Consider the following 16,759-nt stretch of genomic DNA (forward strand, 5'->3'; position numbering starts at 1 on the left):
AGGTTCATCATCAGGCTCTGCCGAAGCGTCGGTTGCGACCGACGTATTCCTCGCACGCGGCCCACAGGTCGCGACGGTCGTAGTCCGGCCAGAGCTTGTCCTGGAAGACGTACTCCGCGTAGGCCGCCTGCCACAGCATGAAGTTGCTGGCCCGCTGCTCGCCCGAGGTGCGGATGAACAGGTCGACGTCAGGAATGTCGGGGCGGTGCAGGTGCTTGGCGACCGACGCTTCCGAGATCCGGCTCGGGTTGATCTTGCCCGCGACCGCCTGCTCGGCGAGTTCGCGTGCGGCTTCGACGATCTCGGTGCGCCCGCCGTAGTTCACGCAGTAGTTGACGGTGATGACGTCGTTGCCGACCGTCATCTGCTCGGCGATGTCGAACTCCTTGATCACGCTGCTCCACATGCGCGGCCGGGACCCGACCCAGCGCATGTTGACGCCCATCGCGTTGAGGTTCTCCCGGCGGCGGCGCACCACCTCGCGGTTGAAGCCCATCAGGAAGCGCACCTCTTCGGTGCTGCGCTTCCAGTTCTCGGTCGAGAACGCGTACACCGACAGGTGCTTGATGCCCAGTTCGATGGCTCCGCAGGTGATGTCGATCAGCACCGCCTCGCCCATCTTGTGGCCTTCGGTCCGCCCGAGCCCGCGCTGGGTGGCCCACCGGCCGTTGCCGTCCATCACGACGGCGACGTGGTTGGGCACCTGGTCGGCGGGAATCTGCGGGGCCACGGCCTTGGACGGGTGTTGCGGCGGCCGGGCGAAGCGGCCATTGGACCTCGGTGGGAGCTCCGGAAAGACCACCGGCCAGGTCGAAACGTCCGGGAAAATCGGATAGTCGTCAGGCGCCTGCGGCAGCTGCGGATAGCTGGTCTTGCGCGCCCGGTTGAGTGCCATGGGCAATATCCTGCCTGAGGAGGGTTACTCGCTGTTCAATGAGTGCGGTATCGGGGCGATAGACGCGCTCGACCAGAGGCAATGTTCGCAGCTGACGCTCCAGATGCCACTGCAGGTGCGCGGCCACCAAGCCGCTGGCCTGGGTGCGATGCCCCGCCGGTGAGTCCTGCGCAAACTCCCAGTCGCCGTCGTGCAGCGCGGCCATCAGATCCAGCACACCCTGAGGTGGGGTGACCGATCCCGACGGCCGGCAGTGCACACACACGCTGCCGCCGGCCGCGACGTGGAACGCCCGGTGCGGACCGGGTGCGGCGCAGCGAGCGCATTCGGTGATGGCCGGTGCCCAGCCGGCGATCCCCATGGCCCGCAGCAGATAGGCGTCGAGCACCAGTTCACGGGGCCTGCTGCCGTCGGCGACGGCCCGCAGCGCACCGACGGTGAGCCGCTGCAGCGCCGGCATCGGGTTGCGTTCCTCACCGGACAGCCGTTCCGCGGTCTCCAGGATGGCGCAGCCGGAGGTGTAGCGACCGTAGTCGTTGACGATGTCGGTGGCGAACGCGTCGATCGACACCACCTGGGTGACGATGTCGAGGTTGCGGCCGGGATGCAGCTGCACGTCGATGTGGGCGAACGGCTCCAGCCGCGAGCCGAACTTGCTGCGGGTCCGGCGCACGCCCTTGGCCACCGCGCGGACCAGCCCGTGGTCGCGGGTGAGCAGCGTCACGATCCGGTCGGCCTCGCCGAGCTTGTGCTGGCGCAGCACGACCGCTCGATCCCGGTACAACCGCATCGGGAGATTGTCCCATCGCGGACCGACAACTTCGGTTAGGCAGCGCCGGGCGAGAGCCCAATCTATTCTCGGAATCGCCATGGCCGAACCTTCCACGCAGCCCCGATTCCCGACCCTGACCCAGCAGTTGTACCGGCTCGCGAGCGGCGCGGTGACGTCCCAGCAGATCGTGCAGCAGTCACTCGATGCCATCGCCGCCAGCCAGCTCGAGTTGAACGCGTTCCGGGTGGTCTTCACCGAACAGGCACTGGCCGACGCCACCGAAGCGGACCGCAAACGCGCTGCCGGACAACACCTTCCACTCCTCGGCGTACCCGTCGCGATCAAGGACGACGTCGACGTCGAGGGAGTGCCCACCCGGTTCGGCACCGACGGCACGGTGCGTCCGGCCACCGCGGACGCCGAAGTCGTGCGCCGGCTGAAGGCAGCCGGCGCGGTGATCGTCGGCAAGACCAACACTTGCGAGCTGGGCCAATGGCCTTTCACCAGCGGCCCCGGATTCGGGCACACCCGCAACCCCTGGTCGCGCGGGCACACCCCGGGTGGGTCGTCGGGCGGCAGCGCCGCGGCCGTCGCGGCCGGATTGGTCACCGCCGCAATCGGATCCGACGGTGCGGGCAGCGTCCGCATCCCCGCCGCCTGGACCCACCTGGTCGGCATCAAGCCGCAGCGCGGACGGATCTCCACCTGGCCGCTGCCGGAGGCCTTCAACGGCATCACGGTCAACGGGGTGCTGGCCCGCACGGTGGCCGACGCCGCGCTGCTGCTCGACGCCGTCTCCGGCAACGCAGACGGTGACCTGCACAAGCCGCCGCCCATCGCGGCGGCCGAGGCCGTCGGGCGGGCGCCGGGTCCCCTGCGCGTCGCGCTGTCGACCAAGTTTCCGTTCACCCTGTTCCCGGCCCGGCTGCATCCGGAGATCCGGGCCGCACTGAACAACGTTGCGGGACAACTGGAAGAACTCGGACACACGGTCCGGCCGGACGACCCGGAATACGGGCTGCAACTGTCCATGGACTTCCTGGCCCGCTCCACCTCCGGACTTGCCGAATGGCGCGACCGCGTCGGACCCGGGGTCGCTCTGGATCGTCGGACCCGCAGCAACATCCGGACCGGTTGGCTGCTGTCGGAGCACGCGCTCCGGGAGGCACGGCGGCGGGAAAAGTCCCTTCAGCGCCGGATCGGCTGGATTTTCAACCTCTTCGACGTGGTGCTGGCACCGACCACCGCGCTGCCGCCGCCGCTGATCGACGCCTTCGACCGGCTCGGCAGCACGGCGACCGACCGCGCCATCATCGCGGCCTGCCCGGTGTGCTGGCCCTGGAACGCGCTCGGCTGGCCGTCGATCAACATCCCGGCCGGCTTCACCGCCGACGGGCTGCCCATCGGCGTGCAGCTGATGGGTCCGGAGGGCAGCGAACCGCTGCTGATCTCCCTGGCCGCCAGCCTCGAAGCGATCAGCGGCTGGGCCACCAAGCAGCCCGACAACTGGTGGGCCAGCTAAAAGCCAAGCTTGCCAAGCTGTTTCGGGTCGCGCTGCCAGTTCTTGGCGATCTTCACCCGCAGGTTCAGATACACCTTCGTGCCGAGCAGCTTCTCGATCTGAGTGCGCGCCGCGGTGCCGACCTCACGCAGCCGCGAGCCCCCCTTGCCGATCACGATGCCCTTCTGGCTGTCGCGCTCGACATAGATGATGGCGTGGATGTCGCACATCTCGCCCTGTTCGGGGGTGCGGCCTTCGCGCTCGGTGAACTCATCGATGACCACCGCCAGCGAGTGCGGCAGCTCGTCGCGGACGCCTTCCAGCGCGGCCTCGCGGATGAGCTCGGCGATGAGCACTTCTTCGGGTTCATCGGTGAGTTCGCCGTCCGGGTAGAAGGCAGGCCCCGGCGGCAACTTGCTCGCCAGCACGTCGATCAGCACGTCGACCTGTTCTCCGGACACCGCGGAAACCGGGACGATCTCGGCAGTGCCCTCGGTGAGCTCGCTGACCGCCATCAGCTGCGCGGCCACCTTGTCGCGCGGCACCTTGTCGGTCTTGGTGACGACCACCAGCAACGTGGTTCGCGGTGCGACAGTGCGGATCTGCTGATAGATCCAGCGGTCGCCGGGCCCGATGGCCTCGTCTGCCGGGATGCACAGGCAGATGATGTCGACCTCGGAGTAGGTGTCCTTGACCAGTTCGTTGAGTCGCTGGCCGAGCAGCGTGCGCGGCCGGTGCAGGCCCGGCGTGTCCACCAGGATGATCTGGAAGTTCTCGCGGTGCACGATGCCGCGGATGGTGTGCCGGGTGGTCTGCGGCCGATTCGACGTGATCGCGACCTTGGTGCCGACGAGCGCGTTGGTCAGCGTCGACTTGCCCGTGTTCGGCCGGCCGACCAAACAGACGAAGCCGGAATGGAATTCGTCACTCATCAGGTTCTCCTTCTTCAACAGCATCGGGCGCGGCGGACCGTTTCGGCTCGACGGGCTTCACCAGCACGGTGCCGACGCGGACCCGGCCACGATGGTCGCGCCCGCCCTCGGCCCGTAACTGGAGGTAACGGATGTCCTGCGAGCGATGCGACGGAAAGGACACCCGCACCTTGACCCCCGGCAGCGGCACGCGGCCCAGCTCATGCCCGAGCAACCCACCGACGGTGTCGACGTCCAGGTCGTCGTCGACCTCGAGGTCGTACAGTTCGGCCAGGTCCTCCAATGGCAGCCGGGCGGACACCCGAAACTTGTTGTTACCCAATTCTTCTATCGGCAGCACTTCGTCGTTGTCGTATTCGTCGGCGATCTCGCCGACGATCTCCTCGAGCACGTCCTCGATGGACACCAGACCGGCGATCGCGCCGTACTCGTCGACCAGCAGCGCCATGTGGTTGCGGGTGCGCTGCATCTCGTTGAGCAGCTCGTCGAGCGGCTTGGAGTCCGGCACGAACACCGCGGGACGCATCACCTCGGCGACCTTGGTCCCGCGACCGCCGTTGGTGGAGTTGTACGTCCGCTCCACCAGGTCTTTGAGGTAGACGACGCCGACGACGTCGTCGACGTTCTCCCCGATCACCGGGATGCGGGAGTGCCCGCTGCGCACCGCCAGCGAGGTTGCCTGGCCGGCCGACTTGTCGCTTTCGATCCACACCATCTCCGTGCGGGGCACCATGACCTCGCGCGCGGGGGTGTCACCAAGTTCGAAGACGGACTTGATCATTCGCCGTTCTTCGGCGGCCACGACGCCACGCTGCTGCGCGAGATCGACGACCTCGAGCAGCTCGATTTCCGACGCGAAGGGTCCGTTGCGGAAGCCCCGGCCCGGAGTCAGGGCGTTACCGATGAGCACCAGCAGCCGGCTGATGGGGGTCAGCAGTACCGAAATGAACTGCAGCGGAAGCGCCGACAGCAGTGAGATGGAATAGGCGTTCTGCCGCCCCACGGTGCGCGGGCCGACACCGATACCCACGAAGCTGACGACCACCATGATGGCCGCGGCGGACACCAGTGCCCAACCGCGCGTCATCAGATCGTCGAGGTAGTCCACCAACAGGACGGTGGCCGACGCCTCGCAGATAACCCGCAGCAGCACAACGAGATTGACGTACTGTGGCCGGTCCCGGATGATCTTCGCCAGCCGCACCGCACCGGGGCGCTCATCGCGGATCAGCTCATCGACGCGCGCGATGGAGACGGTGTTGATCGCGGCATCGATCGCCGCGAACAGCCCGCCGACGACGACGAGCACTATGGCGCCGATCAGCGGCGTCAATCCGGTCACGGCTCGTCGAAGTACCGCGACTTGTCGAGCAGCCTGCGGTCTTTCTCGGTCTGCCGATCCTGGTGGTAGGCGTGCACCTGGTCGGCAACCCACTCTTCGAGCAGCTGGCGCTGCAGGTCGAACATCTCTTTTTCTTCGTCGGGCTCGGCGTGGTCGTAGCCCAGCAGGTGCAGCACGCCGTGCACGGTCAGCAGCGCCAGCTCGTGACCCAGCGAATGTCCGGCGGTCTCAGCCTGATTCGCGGCGAACTCCGGACACAGCACGATGTCGCCGAGCATCGACGGCCCCGGCTCGGGCGCATCCGGACGACCGCCGGGCTCGAGCTCGTCCATCGGAAAGCTCATCACATCGGTGGGGCCGGGCAGGTCCATCCAGCGCATGTGCAGATCGGCCATGGCCGACTGGTCCACCAGGACCATCGAGAGTTCAGCGGCCGGGTTCACATCCATCTTGGAGATGACGAACCGCGCCACACTGATCAGCTCGTCTTCGGATACGTCGATCCCCGACTCGTTGGAAACCTCGACCGTCACTCCGTCACCGCCTCGTCCGGCCGGTGGATCGGCGGTGTGAACGGTTGGCCAGACCGTGCTCGCTCACTTTGGCTTCCGCTGCTTCATAGGCGTCGACGATCTCCGAAACCAGCTTGTGGCGCACCACATCCGCACTGGTGAGTTCGGCGATGTGAATGTCGTCGATGCCGTCGAGCACCTCGATGGCCGACCGCAGTCCAGACCTCGCGCCGCCCGGCAGATCGATCTGGGTGACGTCACCGGTGACGACGATCTTGGACCCGAACCCCAAGCGGGTCAGGAACATCTTCATCTGTTCGGCGGTGGTGTTCTGCGCCTCGTCGAGGATGACGAAGGCGTCATTCAACGTCCGGCCGCGCATAAAGGCCAGCGGCGCAACCTCGATCACCCCGGCTGCCATCAGCTTCGGGATCATCTCCGCGTCCATCATGTCGTGCAGCGCGTCGTACAGCGGCCGCAGATACGGGTCGATCTTCTCGTTCAGGGTGCCCGGCAGGAAGCCGAGGCGCTCCCCCGCTTCGACGGCGGGACGCGTCAGGATGATTCGGCTGACCTGCTTGGTCTGTAGTGCGCTGACGGCCTTGGCCATTGCCAGATAGGTCTTGCCGGTACCGGCGGGGCCGATGCCGAAGACGATGGTGTGGGCATCGATCGCGTCGACGTAGCGCTTCTGGTTGAGCGTCTTGGGCCGAATCGTCTTGCCGCGCCGCGACAGGATGTCCAGCGTGAGTACCTGCGCCGGCGACTCGGTGTCGGCACCGTCGAGCATGCCCACGCTGCGGCGTACGACGTCCGGGGTCAGCGACTGCCCGCCTGCGGCGATCGCGATCAGCTCACTGACGACGCGCTCGGCCATCGCCACTTCAGCGGGCCGGCCCGATATCGACAGCGAATTGCCGCGGACGTGGATATCGGCCGCCAGCAGGTTCTCCAGGGCACGCAGATTCTCGTCGGCCGAGCCGAGCAGGCCCACCACAAGATCAGGCGGAACAGTGATGCTGCTTCGAACCGACGGGTCGAGCTCAGAGGAGCGCGACGAGGCGGCGTTCGTATCGCGGGGCGTCACGTGGTTTTCGATGCCTGCTTTCTTGGGTCGAGCTGAGAAGCACATTCTACCGCCGGGCCGATGTCACGCCCAATGAGTTGGCTGGTCACGCAACCGCGGGCGGTACCTTTCCGGTACCGCCCGCGGGGTTGCGTAGTTGGTGTCGCCGATTACCGACTCTGGTGGACGTTGGTGTCGACCTTGGGCGACTTGGCGCCCTGGTGGACGTCGTCCAGCCAGTTCAGGTGATCAACCCCCGTCGGCACCACTGTTGCCTGCACTCCTGTGGGAGCCGGGCCGGTGGCGGCGACAGCGGGAACGGCGAACCCCATGGCGCCGGCGACCAGTCCGCCGGCGATAACTGCTGCAATTCCGAAATTCTTCATGGTGAGTTCCCCTTCACGTCTTCTGTCCGTCTTTGTCCCCTTGCGGCCTCTGCCGCTGTGACATTTATGTAAACAGGCAGGTCAAGAGATTAATTCCGCTGGCAGGAAATTGTTGTTTCCTGGCAGGAATTGCTGTGCCCCAGGCCACACGATCCGGCCCGTCCGGTCGCGCCGCGGAGTTCCGAATTAGCGCAATGGAGGGGCTTCGGCCGCTGTTAGGCTCGATTTCACCGGCGAGGGTCCGCCGGGGCGATGAGGAATCGGGGAGGGTTCTGCATGGGTAGGGGTCGCGGTAATCACGGCGGATCGCACAATTCGCCGCATACCCACCGCCCGCGCCACGACGACGAGCCCACGGTGCGCATCCCCCGGCCAAACCACAACGACCGCAACGACCACAACCCGCGGCGCCACGACGATCACGACGGCAATTCGAACCGGCGCGGCGACCACGACGGCGGTGACTCCCCGAGCCTCGGCGAGAAGATCAACGACATCCTCGACAAGGCCAACGACGTCCTGGACACCGCCTCGGATATCGCGGACAACGTCAAGAAGCTGATGGAAGGCGACCCGATGGGCGTCGTCGGGCTGCTCAGCGACGCGGGCGATATCGCCAAGATGCTGATGCCCGCGGCTGCGCCGACACCCATCATCGAGGGCGGCATGTGGGGGCTGCAGCTGGCAGGGCTCGGCTTCGGCATCGGCGATCCGGACACCGGGGAATCGTTCTCGGACGGCGCCGAGCTTTTTCAGGCTGCCGGAGACGGCCTCAGCACTGCATACCCGAACGCCTGGCACGGCACCAGCTCTTCGGCCTACTCCAACCGGAACGCCGAGCAGATCGGCAGCGCCGAACAGTTGCTGCAGGCCGACAATCTCGTCGTGGAAATCCTCGGCGCCGAGGCTGAGCAGGTGGTCGCCGGGCGCGAGCAGATGGACAACATCGCCACCTGCCTCGGCGCGATGATCCCCGTCTGCCTGGCACTTGAGGCGACGGTTATCGGCGCTCCAGAGTCTCTTGCGCTGCAGGCCGCGTCCGTCGCGGTCGCCGCCGCGGCCTCCGCCCTGGCGATGAACAACATGATGGCTCAATCATCAAGCAACGCAGCGAAGTTGAGCCAAGCGACGAGCATGTACCAGAGTGCGTCGCACGCTCCGCCGCTGAGCACCATGCCGCCGCCCGCGAAAAAGCCAGGGGACGGACCAGACTTCGGCAACAGCGACCCCAACGCGCCGGGCAACCCGAACCAGCCGGTTACCCCGCCGGGAACGAACTCGCCGTACGGCCCGCCGACGGGCAACCCGCCCAGTTCCGGCAACCCCACCGGGACGGGTACCGGCACAGGCACTGGCACCGGAGGCGGAGGCAGCGGTTCGGGCGGCGGCTCGGGCTCCGGTGGTGGCGGCGGTACGCCGAGCATGCCGAAGATGCCTGAAATGCCCACGGCCCCAGCGGCATCGGGTGCGGGCACTGGCGCGGGTGCCGGCATGGGCGGTATGCCGTCGCTGCCGCAGATGGGCGGCGGCTCCGGCAGCGGAGGCGGCGGTCTCCTCGGTACTCTCGCCGGTCTCGCGGGCCAGGCCGCGCAAACCGCGACGCAGGCCGCTCAGGCTGCGCAGCAGGGCAAGCAGGACCCGAACGCCCAGGATCCGAACGCCCCGGGCGCGGACAAAGACGGTGACGGCAAGCCGGACGATCCGGCCGCCGACCCCAATGCCCAACCCGCGGAAGAGAATCCGCCGGGCGCCGCGGCCGGGACCGAGTCTCCCGCGGGACGTGCGCCCATCCAGGTGTCGTTCGACGACGGTACCCATCACGTCGAGGTGGCCGTCGATCCCGACACCGCCAAAGGCCCGGTCCACGTGAGCCTCGACCCGGCGAATCCCACTGCGCCACCGCGCATCACGACCGAAATCTAGTTCTTAGCAAAGGAGCAACACATGAGCAGCAAGCTCAGCGTCGAGACCTCAGAGTTGCGAGAGCTCTCCACCAAACAAGACGACGCTGCCGCCACGTTCAGCGCGGCGGGCAACACCACGTCGTACGTCGAGGTCAAGGTGCTCGCGACCCACGGGCCGCTGTGCATGTCGACGCAATCAGCCCTGAGCGCCGCGAACAACGCGCGCAAGGCCGCCTGCGAGCAGATGATGAACAAGTCGCGCGACCTGGCCTCGAAGTTGACCGCGGCCGCATCGCAATACGACCAGACCGATGCGCAGGAAGGCTCCAACCTCGGCAAGCAGATGCAGATCTGATCGATGTCAGACCATTCTTGGGACGACCACGACGACGAGCATCTCGCCGAACCCGAGGACTCGCTCGACTTTTTCGCCACCGACAGCGGTGACGACGCAGACCCGCAGGACTCGGGTCTGGACCTGTTTGTGGCATCGGACGACGAGGCTCCCGGCGCAGCAGCTGAGACCGACTCGTACGCGGCCGCGATGGAGCAAGCAGTCCCCCCAGTAGCGGACGCTGACGACGATCAGGGTGACGAAGGTCCGCGGGTGGTGGTGTTCGCCGTGTCCGATCCCGCGGGCAACGTCACCGCCGAGGCGTCGATCGCCGGATCGATCCAGCGGATCAAGCTGGCCCCCAAGGCCGCATCGGTGACCGAGGCCGAGCTCGCTCGCAGCATCTTGGCGACCGCGAAGCTCGCGAACATGAAGGGCCGCGCGGTGCAACGCGCCCTCATGGAAGGCGTCCTCGCGGCCGAGGGGCTGGACGCGGATCGTGTCGAGACCATCATCGAGGCCAACGCACCCGACCTGCCGACAGTGAGACAAGCCGACGACGCGGTCGCCGAGGCCGAGGCCGCATACCTTCGCGGTGAGCATTGATCCTCGATGCAACGGACCTGAACGAATACGGTTGGGTGGCTTAGATGTTCGGTGGACTCACTGACTTCCTGACCGACGTCGGACGCGGCGCGGCCCAGGTGGTGAGCGGAGTCGACCACGTCGTCGACGAAGCCGGCCACGCTTTCGCCGAAGGCGTCGAGACCTACACCCACACCCTCGGTGAGGTCGGCGAGAGTGTCCTCGACGGCGGCGAGAACCTGGTCGAAGGTCTGGTCGACGGGGTCAAAGACATCGTCGGAGCCGAACTCGGACTCCTCGGTGACGTCAACACCGCGATCATGGACGGCGTCATGGCGGTCGGCGGACTGGTTGCCGACGCGGCCGACATGGCCGGCAAGTTGTTCCAGATGGCGTCGTTCGAGACGCCGATCATTGCGCGTGGCCTGCAGGACCTCGACAAGATGTCCAAGCAGCTGGGGACGGGTGCACCCGAGAGCGGAGAGTCCTTCAGCAAGGGCGCGACCGAATTGAATTCGGGCGCTACGGCTCTCGGCCAGGCGGTGCCCGGAGACAGTTGGTCCGGCAGTGGGGCCGACGCCTACTCGACGAAGAACAAGACCCAGATCGCGCAGACCAACGCCATCACCAAGACCGACAGCGCCGTCGCGAAAATCCTTGCCCGAGAAGCACAGCAGCTCGCCACGGCCCGCAAACAGCTGAACGCGATCTCCACGATGCTGTCCCTGGCCATCCCGGGGGCGGTGATGTCGCTGCACATGGGCGACCTCGTGGGGTGGCAGGTCAAGCAGATCACCGCGGTCAACATCGCGATGGCGGCGGCCGGCCAGGTCATGAGCACGATGACGGCCCACGCCGCCACCAACGCAGCCGAAATGACCACGGCCGCAAGCGGTTACCAGACGGTGGCGACGGCCACGACGGCTCAGACGCCGACGCCTCAGACCCCGCCGGGCACGACACCCGGCACCACGCCGGGAACCACGCCCAGCGGTAACACCGGTGCGGGTGGAAACCAGGGCGGTGGCGGCGGAAGCTCCGGCGGAGGAGGGTCACCCAGCGCGCCCACGATGCCCGAAATGCCCAGCACCACAGGTGCATCCGGCGGGTCCGGCGGCGGTTCCCCGACCGGTGGCATGCCATCCTCGGGTGGCTCGCCCTCAGGCGGCGGATCCCCCTCCGGGGGCGGCGGCAGCGGAGCCGGCAGCGGGCTCGGCTCCCTGGGCCAACTGATCGGTCAGGCAATCCAGGCCGCTCAGGAGAAGAAGGACGACAAGACCAAAGAGGGCGAAGAGGGCCCGGCCGACGAAAAGGACAGGGACGGCAAGGACAAAGAGGGCGAGGCGGACAAGCCTGGCGAGGAGTCGACGGACCCGGCCGCCGCGCCCGAGGGTGCTGCCGCAGCCGACGGCGCCGCAGGACGCGCGCCGATCCACGTCTCGGTGGACGACGGTGTCCGCCGCGTAGAGTTCGACGTCCAGCCCGAGCAGGCTCAGGGCACTGTCCACGTCAGCCTGGATCCGGCCAATCTGGCTGCGCCGCCCCGCATCACCACCGAGACCTAAACCCGAGAGGACTGCATCATGACCAACCTGAAAGTCATCCCGGGCAAGCTGCGGGAGTTGTCCGGCAAGCAGAGCGAAGCCGCCGCGCACTACCCCACCGCGAGCAGCGCCACCGCCGGCGCGGCCGCCAAGGTGACGTCGACCCACGGCACCATCTGCTCGGCGACGGCCACCGCCGTGACCACTGCCACGACCGCGCGCGCCACCGCATGCACCAACCTCCAGCGGATGGTGACGCAGACCGCCGAAGACCTGATGACCGCTGCCGGGCAGTATGAGCGGGCTGACGCCCAAGGCGGCGAGAACATCAACCGCACCCCGATGCCGCGCTGATCGACATGCCCGGTGACTGGGATGACCCTGACGAGGACGACGCCGGCTGGCCCGGCGAAGACCAGGCCGAAACTGCTTGGGTGCCAACGCAGTATGACGAGCCGGTGCGCGAGGACCGCTGGCTGCCCGGCGACGACGGTGACCAGCAGCCGCAGGTAGCGCAATACGAGCAGCCGGCGCCGGACGCCACCCCGGTCCCCTCTGTCCCGGTCTGGGTGAATGTCTCCAACCCGGCCGGTTCGGTCACGGTGCAGGCCAGCACCGGAGGGCGTATCCAGCGCGTGGCACTCTCCCCCGAAGTCGCCCGCATGCCGGAATCACAACTCGCGCACCAGATTCTGACCACCGCCAGGCTGGCCAATCTGAAAGGCCGGGCGGTGCAGCACCTGTTGGTCGAACAGATGCTCACCTATCAGGGCCTGGATCGGGCCGCGGCCCGCGACTACATCGATCAGCAGATGCAGCTGCCGACGCCCGAACAGTCGCTGGCAGCCGAGGCCGAAGCGCGCGCCCGGTACCTGCGCGGCGAGTACTAGACCTGCCAGCGCGGCGTCAGCACGCCCAAGGCGCCCAACGCGACCGCGGCCGCGGTCGACGTCCGCAGCACCGATGGCCCCAGGCGAACGGCGATCGCGCCGGCGGCAACCAGTGCCGCCACCTCGCCGTCGGTGATGCCGCCTTCCGGTCCGACGATCAGCGTCACGGCCGCGGTGGACGGCGAAATCACTTCGCGCAGAGCCACTTCCGCCGATTCGTGCAGGACCAGGGCGACGCCGGCACCGATCGAGGCGACCAACTCGGCGGTCGATACCGGGCCGCTGACCGACGGTACGTACGGCCGCCGCGACTGCCGCGCCGCCGACCGGGCGACCGCACCCCAGCGCCGTAAACCCTTCTCCACCTTGGCCGCACCGTCCCAGCGCGCGACGCACCGCTCGGACTGCCATGCCACGAAAGCGTCGGCGCCGGCCTCGGTGGCCAATTCGATGGCCAGCTCGGAACGTTCTGATTTGGGCAGGGCCTGCACCACGGTCACCGTCGGCGCCGCGGCCGGGACCTCGGTGACCGACAGCACCCGCGCCGTCAGCCGGCCCTTCACCGCGTCCTCGATCACGCAGTGCGCCAACGTCCCTGCCCCGTCGGACAGGTCGAGTTCCTCGCCGGGACGGATGCGTCGCACCGTCGCCGCGTGGAATCCCTCGTCGCCGTCGACCACGGCGAGCCCGCCGACCTCCGGTACCGCGTCGACGTAGAACAGCGCCCGGCTCACCAGTAGCCCCGAAGGCTAACGGCCGCTGAAGGTTTCGCGCAGGCGGCTGAACAGTCCGCCGCCGCCACCGGCGACGGACTGCGTGGACCGCACCTCGGTGACGTCCCGGGTCCGCTGCTCTTTGAACTTGCGCAGCAGGTCCAGATCCCGGTTGTCGAGGCGGGACGGCACCACCACATCGATGTGCGCGTGCAGGTTGCCGCGGACCCCGGACCGCAGGTGCGGCATGCCGTGGCCGCGCAGCGTGGTGATCGAACCGGGCTGGGTGCCCGGCGCGATGGTGATCTCGGTCGGCCCGTCGAGGATGGCGTCGACGCTCACCGTGGTGCCCAGCGCGGCGTCGACCATCGGCACCGAGACGGTGCAGTGCAGGTCGTCGCCGTCGCGGAGGAACAGCTCGTGCGCCTGCTCGTGCACCTCGACGTACAGGTCGCCGGCGGGTCCACCGCCCGGGCCGACCTCGCCCTGGGCCGCCAGGCGCACTCGCATGCCCTCACCGACGCCGGCCGGAATCTTGACGCTGACGTCGCGCCGCGCGCGCACACGACCGTCGCCGCCGCAGCGGTGGCACGGGTCGGGAATGACCTCACCGACACCGCCACACACCGGGCAGGGACGCGACGTCATCACGTTGCCGAGCAGCGACCGCTGGACCGTCTGGACTTCACCCTGACCGTGGCAGGTATCACACCGGGCCGGCTGGGAATTGCCGTGCGTGCCCTTGCCCTGGCACAGGTCGCACAGCACAGCGGTGTCGACGGTGACCTGCTTGGTGACACCCGTCGCACATTCCTCGAGGTCCAGTCGCAGGCGCAGCAGCGAGTCCGAACCCGGGCGCACCCGGCCGATCGGACCGCGCGAGGACGCACCGCCACCGAAGAACGCCTCGAAGACGTCGCCGAGACCGCCGAAACCGGCGAAGCCCCCGGCACCGCCGCCGCCTCCGGCGCTCCCCATGGGGTCACCACCGAGGTCGACGATGCGCCGCTTCTCGGGGTCGCTGAGGACCTCGTAGGCGGTGCTGATCTCGGCGAACCGTGCCTGTGCGCCCTCATCGGGATTGACGTCGGGGTGCAGCTCCCGGGCCAGCCTGCGATAGGCCTTCTTGATCTCCGAGTCGCTGGCGCCCTTGCTCACGCCGAGCAGGCTGTAGTAATCGCGTGCCACGCCTAAGAACCTTGCCTAATCTCTCGAACCGCTGTGCACCCTCACCGGGTGCCCAGGACCTCGCCTATGTACCGGGCAACGGCCGCGACGTTGGCGATGGTCCCCGGATAGTCCATCCGGGTAGGACCCACCACGCCCATACCGCCGTAAACCTTGCCCAAGCTGCCGTAGGCGGTGCTCACGACTGACGTCCCTGCCATCTGCTCGGCCTCGGTTTCGTGGCCGATGCGTACCGTGACTTTACCTGCCTCCTGCTGGGCCGCCAGCAACCGCAGGACCACGACCTGCTCCTCCAGCGCCTCGAGCACCGACCGCAGGGACCCACCGAAATCGGCCGTGTTGCGCGTCAGGTTGGCGGTACCGCCGAGCAACAGCCGCTCCTCCTGGTGCTCGACCAGGGTCTCGACCAGCACCGTCGCCGCGCGGCCCACTGCGTCGCCCAGGCCGCCGTGACCGTCCAGCTGCGATGCCAGGTCGGCGACCGCGATCGACGCGGCCGACAGCAGTTTGCCTTCCAGCGCCGCGCCGAGCCGCTCCCGCAGCTGGCCCAGCTCATGCTCACCGATGGAGTCGCCGAGTTCGACAACCCGCTGGTCAACCCGTCCGGTGTCGGTGATGACGACCAGCAGCAGCCTGGCCGGGGTCAGCGCGACGACCTCCAGGTGGCGCACCGTCGACCGCGACAGTGTCGGGTACTGCACGATGGCGACCTGCCGGGTCAGCTGCGCCAGCAGCCGCACCGCGCGGCGCAGCACGTCGTCCAGGTCGACCCCGGACTCCAGGAAAGTCAGGATGGCGCGACGCTCGCCCGACGACAGCGGCTTGACGTCGTCGATCCGGTCGACGAACTCGCGATAGCCCTTCTCCGTGGGCACCCGGCCCGAGCTGGTGTGCGGCTGGGTGATGTAGCCCTCGGCCTCCAGCACGGCCATGTCGTTGCGCACCGTGGCGCTCGAAACGCCCAGGTTGTGACGCTCGACGAGCGTCTTGGAGCCGATGGGCTCCTTGGTGGAAACGAAGTCGGCAACGATGGCGCGCAGCACCTCAAAGCGACGGTCGTCGGCACTTCCCATTCGCTACCTCCGGATTCCCTGCCATTTTACGGTGACGATGGATTTGGGCGGGCGTCAGAGGCCATCTGGTGGTTGCATGCCTCGGCAAACCCGAGTCGACCCGCTAGGGTCAGGTGTATGCCGACGCTGTCACCGCGGACCCGTTCGGCGCACGGGGAGCTTGCGGAGTGATCTACTCATGATTTTCAAAGGGGTACGCGACGGAAAGCCCTACCCGGAACATGGGCTGAGCTACCGCGAATGGGCCCAGATTCCACCGCGGCAGCTGCGTCTCGACGAAATCGTCACCACGACGACGGTGCTCGCCCTGGACCGGCTGCTGTCCGAGGATTCGACCTTCTACGGCGATCTGTTCCCGCATGCCGTGCGCTGGCAGGGCACCATCTATCTCGAAGACGGCCTGCACCGTGCTGTGCGCTCCGCGTTGCGGAACCGCGTGGTGCTGCATGCCCGGGTGTACGACATGGATGTGCCACTGTCGCAGCAGATTTCGCCGACCGGCGGGTGAGCTCGCGCTAGCGCAGGTACATACCGGCCAGCACGATGAGCACCAACGCGACGAGCGCGATCCCCATGCACATCAACGCCGTGACGACGCGGTCGCGGGCGCTGCCGCCCAGCCGGTAGGTGCCGCGAAACAACAGGGACATTCCGATACTGGCGGCCCGCCAGCCCGTCGAATTGCCGTTGGGCGGCTCGGCCTGCCGCGGGTGGCCGTAGGGCTGTTGGTACCCGTACGGCTGCGGATAGCCCGGCTGATGGTACGGCTGCTGCGGGTAGCCCGGCTGCGCGTACGGGTACTGCTGCTGCGGATTCGGATAGCCCTGCGGCGGCGGATACGGCCCCGGCGGTGGTTGCTGCTGCGGATACCGAGGATCCGGATACGTCATTGCTGCACTCCCCCTGGTCAGCTTTGGCTATCGCGACTCTACTCGGGGAGTCGAGAATCGGACATGACGCTGAAATTCAGGCTCTGGTGGCCTCCCTGGCCAGATTTTCCGCCACCCAGTTGCGGTCGAGCTGCGCAGCCAGCGTCACGAGACCCCACAGCGGATTCACGCCGGGTGTCGGCGGGCACAAACGCCAGAGGCGGGTGCATTTCGCCGTGAATTCAGGGTCGAC

The 16,759-nt window shown here is 67.7% G+C and carries 19 protein-coding genes; 8 read left to right on the plus strand and 11 right to left on the minus strand.

Annotation, left to right across the window (positions count from 1 at the left end):
- Positions 1-10: 10 nt before the first annotated feature.
- On the minus strand, positions 11-895 hold the full coding sequence (locus ACNO8X_RS22290; protein WP_418002756.1) for a decaprenyl diphosphate synthase: 885 nt from the start codon (positions 893-895) through the stop codon (positions 11-13).
- The gene (gene recO, locus ACNO8X_RS22295; protein WP_043394116.1) at positions 840-1,685 is read right to left on the minus strand and encodes a DNA repair protein RecO; all 846 of its coding nucleotides are present in this window, start codon (positions 1,683-1,685) and stop codon (positions 840-842) included. The genes ACNO8X_RS22290 and recO overlap by 56 nt, the downstream gene beginning before the upstream one ends.
- A gap of 79 nt (positions 1,686-1,764) precedes the next feature.
- Here recO and ACNO8X_RS22300 point away from each other — a divergent pair, with 79 nt between their 5' ends.
- Positions 1,765-3,189, plus strand: coding sequence for an amidase (locus tag ACNO8X_RS22300; protein WP_418002757.1), 1,425 nt, complete (start codon positions 1,765-1,767; stop codon positions 3,187-3,189).
- Here ACNO8X_RS22300 and era read toward each other — a convergent pair.
- The 5 genes from era to ACNO8X_RS22325 form a co-directional block, all read right to left on the minus strand.
- Entirely contained in the window at positions 3,186-4,100 is a 915-nt protein-coding gene (era, locus tag ACNO8X_RS22305) for a GTPase Era (protein ID WP_071286926.1), read from the minus strand. The two genes, ACNO8X_RS22300 and era, sit on opposite strands and share 4 nt — an antisense overlap.
- Positions 4,093-5,442 carry a hemolysin family protein gene (locus tag ACNO8X_RS22310; RefSeq protein WP_418002758.1) on the minus strand — a complete coding sequence of 450 codons (1,350 nt, stop codon included), beginning with the start codon at positions 5,440-5,442 and terminating at the stop codon, positions 4,093-4,095. Before ACNO8X_RS22310 ends, era begins: the two co-directional genes overlap by 8 nt.
- A complete protein-coding gene (gene ybeY, locus ACNO8X_RS22315) occupies positions 5,439-5,975 on the minus strand; it encodes an rRNA maturation RNase YbeY (protein ID WP_418002759.1) in 537 nt (178 codons plus the stop codon). Before ybeY ends, ACNO8X_RS22310 begins: the two co-directional genes overlap by 4 nt.
- A gap of 4 nt (positions 5,976-5,979) precedes the next feature.
- Positions 5,980-7,041 carry a PhoH family protein gene (locus tag ACNO8X_RS22320; RefSeq protein WP_418002760.1) on the minus strand — a complete coding sequence of 354 codons (1,062 nt, stop codon included), beginning with the start codon at positions 7,039-7,041 and terminating at the stop codon, positions 5,980-5,982.
- A gap of 149 nt (positions 7,042-7,190) precedes the next feature.
- Positions 7,191-7,406 (minus strand): hypothetical protein, encoded by a 216-nt coding sequence (locus ACNO8X_RS22325; protein ID WP_418002761.1) that lies wholly within the window; start codon positions 7,404-7,406, stop codon positions 7,191-7,193.
- A 276-nt stretch (positions 7,407-7,682) separates the two neighbouring features.
- Here ACNO8X_RS22325 and ACNO8X_RS22330 point away from each other — a divergent pair, with 276 nt between their 5' ends.
- Genes ACNO8X_RS22330 through ACNO8X_RS22355 form a run of 6 tightly spaced genes read left to right on the plus strand, consistent with a single transcriptional unit; the run spans position 7,683 to position 12,663 of the window.
- Positions 7,683-9,329: an EspA/EspE family type VII secretion system effector gene (locus ACNO8X_RS22330; RefSeq protein WP_418002762.1), complete on the plus strand. Its 1,647-nt coding sequence runs from the start codon at positions 7,683-7,685 to the stop codon at positions 9,327-9,329.
- A 21-nt stretch (positions 9,330-9,350) separates the two neighbouring features.
- Positions 9,351-9,665 carry an ESX-1 secretion-associated protein gene (locus ACNO8X_RS22335; RefSeq protein WP_418002763.1) on the plus strand — a complete coding sequence of 105 codons (315 nt, stop codon included), beginning with the start codon at positions 9,351-9,353 and terminating at the stop codon, positions 9,663-9,665.
- Between the two features lie 3 nt (positions 9,666-9,668).
- Entirely contained in the window at positions 9,669-10,250 is a 582-nt protein-coding gene (locus ACNO8X_RS22340; protein WP_418002764.1) for a hypothetical protein, read from the plus strand.
- Between the two features lie 44 nt (positions 10,251-10,294).
- A complete protein-coding gene (locus tag ACNO8X_RS22345) occupies positions 10,295-11,794 on the plus strand; it encodes an EspA/EspE family type VII secretion system effector (protein ID WP_418002765.1) in 1,500 nt (499 codons plus the stop codon).
- Between the two features lie 18 nt (positions 11,795-11,812).
- Positions 11,813-12,127, plus strand: a complete 315-nt coding sequence (locus tag ACNO8X_RS22350) for a type VII secretion target (protein WP_418002766.1) — start codon at positions 11,813-11,815, stop codon at positions 12,125-12,127.
- Between the two features lie 5 nt (positions 12,128-12,132).
- Positions 12,133-12,663 carry a hypothetical protein gene (locus ACNO8X_RS22355; protein ID WP_418002767.1) on the plus strand — a complete coding sequence of 177 codons (531 nt, stop codon included), beginning with the start codon at positions 12,133-12,135 and terminating at the stop codon, positions 12,661-12,663.
- Here the strand turns inward: ACNO8X_RS22355 and ACNO8X_RS22360 are convergent.
- From ACNO8X_RS22360 to hrcA, 3 genes are read right to left on the minus strand one after another with little or no spacing between them, the layout of a single operon-like run.
- The gene (locus ACNO8X_RS22360; RefSeq protein WP_418002768.1) at positions 12,660-13,397 is read right to left on the minus strand and encodes a 16S rRNA (uracil(1498)-N(3))-methyltransferase; all 738 of its coding nucleotides are present in this window, start codon (positions 13,395-13,397) and stop codon (positions 12,660-12,662) included. The genes ACNO8X_RS22355 and ACNO8X_RS22360 overlap by 4 nt on opposite strands.
- Positions 13,398-13,412: 15 nt before the next feature.
- Complete coding sequence (gene dnaJ, locus ACNO8X_RS22365; protein WP_043394137.1) at positions 13,413-14,564, minus strand: molecular chaperone DnaJ; 1,152 nt, start codon at positions 14,562-14,564, stop codon at positions 13,413-13,415.
- A gap of 41 nt (positions 14,565-14,605) precedes the next feature.
- Positions 14,606-15,637, minus strand: coding sequence for a heat-inducible transcriptional repressor HrcA (gene hrcA / locus ACNO8X_RS22370; protein ID WP_418002769.1), 1,032 nt, complete (start codon positions 15,635-15,637; stop codon positions 14,606-14,608).
- A 178-nt stretch (positions 15,638-15,815) separates the two neighbouring features.
- Here hrcA and ACNO8X_RS22375 point away from each other — a divergent pair, with 178 nt between their 5' ends.
- Positions 15,816-16,145: a type II toxin-antitoxin system VapB family antitoxin gene (locus tag ACNO8X_RS22375; protein ID WP_418002770.1), complete on the plus strand. Its 330-nt coding sequence runs from the start codon at positions 15,816-15,818 to the stop codon at positions 16,143-16,145.
- Between the two features lie 7 nt (positions 16,146-16,152).
- Here the strand turns inward: ACNO8X_RS22375 and ACNO8X_RS22380 are convergent, their stop codons facing one another.
- Positions 16,153-16,527 carry a hypothetical protein gene (locus ACNO8X_RS22380; protein WP_418002771.1) on the minus strand — a complete coding sequence of 125 codons (375 nt, stop codon included), beginning with the start codon at positions 16,525-16,527 and terminating at the stop codon, positions 16,153-16,155.
- Positions 16,528-16,759: the final 232 nt, after the last annotated feature.

This window comes from Mycobacterium sp. PDNC021 (genome assembly GCF_048282635.1).
Classification (GTDB): Bacteria; Actinomycetota; Actinomycetes; order Mycobacteriales; family Mycobacteriaceae; genus Mycobacterium; species Mycobacterium llatzerense.

Coding starts and splice junctions, on each gene's coding strand:
- ACNO8X_RS22290 (WP_418002756.1), bottom strand. CDS start 895: ATGGCACTCAACCGGGCGCGCAAGACCAGCTATCCGCAGCTGCCGCAG.
- recO (WP_043394116.1), bottom strand. CDS start 1,685: ATGCGGTTGTACCGGGATCGAGCGGTCGTGCTGCGCCAGCACAAGCTC.
- ACNO8X_RS22300 (WP_418002757.1), top strand. CDS start 1,765: ATGGCCGAACCTTCCACGCAGCCCCGATTCCCGACCCTGACCCAGCAG.
- era (WP_071286926.1), bottom strand. CDS start 4,100: ATGAGTGACGAATTCCATTCCGGCTTCGTCTGTTTGGTCGGCCGGCCG.
- ACNO8X_RS22325 (WP_418002761.1), bottom strand. CDS start 7,406: ATGAAGAATTTCGGAATTGCAGCAGTTATCGCCGGCGGACTGGTCGCC.
- ACNO8X_RS22330 (WP_418002762.1), top strand. CDS start 7,683: ATGGGTAGGGGTCGCGGTAATCACGGCGGATCGCACAATTCGCCGCAT.
- ACNO8X_RS22335 (WP_418002763.1), top strand. CDS start 9,351: ATGAGCAGCAAGCTCAGCGTCGAGACCTCAGAGTTGCGAGAGCTCTCC.
- ACNO8X_RS22340 (WP_418002764.1), top strand. CDS start 9,669: ATGTCAGACCATTCTTGGGACGACCACGACGACGAGCATCTCGCCGAA.
- ACNO8X_RS22345 (WP_418002765.1), top strand. CDS start 10,295: ATGTTCGGTGGACTCACTGACTTCCTGACCGACGTCGGACGCGGCGCG.
- ACNO8X_RS22350 (WP_418002766.1), top strand. CDS start 11,813: ATGACCAACCTGAAAGTCATCCCGGGCAAGCTGCGGGAGTTGTCCGGC.
- ACNO8X_RS22355 (WP_418002767.1), top strand. CDS start 12,133: ATGCCCGGTGACTGGGATGACCCTGACGAGGACGACGCCGGCTGGCCC.
- hrcA (WP_418002769.1), bottom strand. CDS start 15,637: ATGGGAAGTGCCGACGACCGTCGCTTTGAGGTGCTGCGCGCCATCGTT.
- ACNO8X_RS22375 (WP_418002770.1), top strand. CDS start 15,816: ATGATTTTCAAAGGGGTACGCGACGGAAAGCCCTACCCGGAACATGGG.
- ACNO8X_RS22380 (WP_418002771.1), bottom strand. CDS start 16,527: ATGACGTATCCGGATCCTCGGTATCCGCAGCAGCAACCACCGCCGGGG.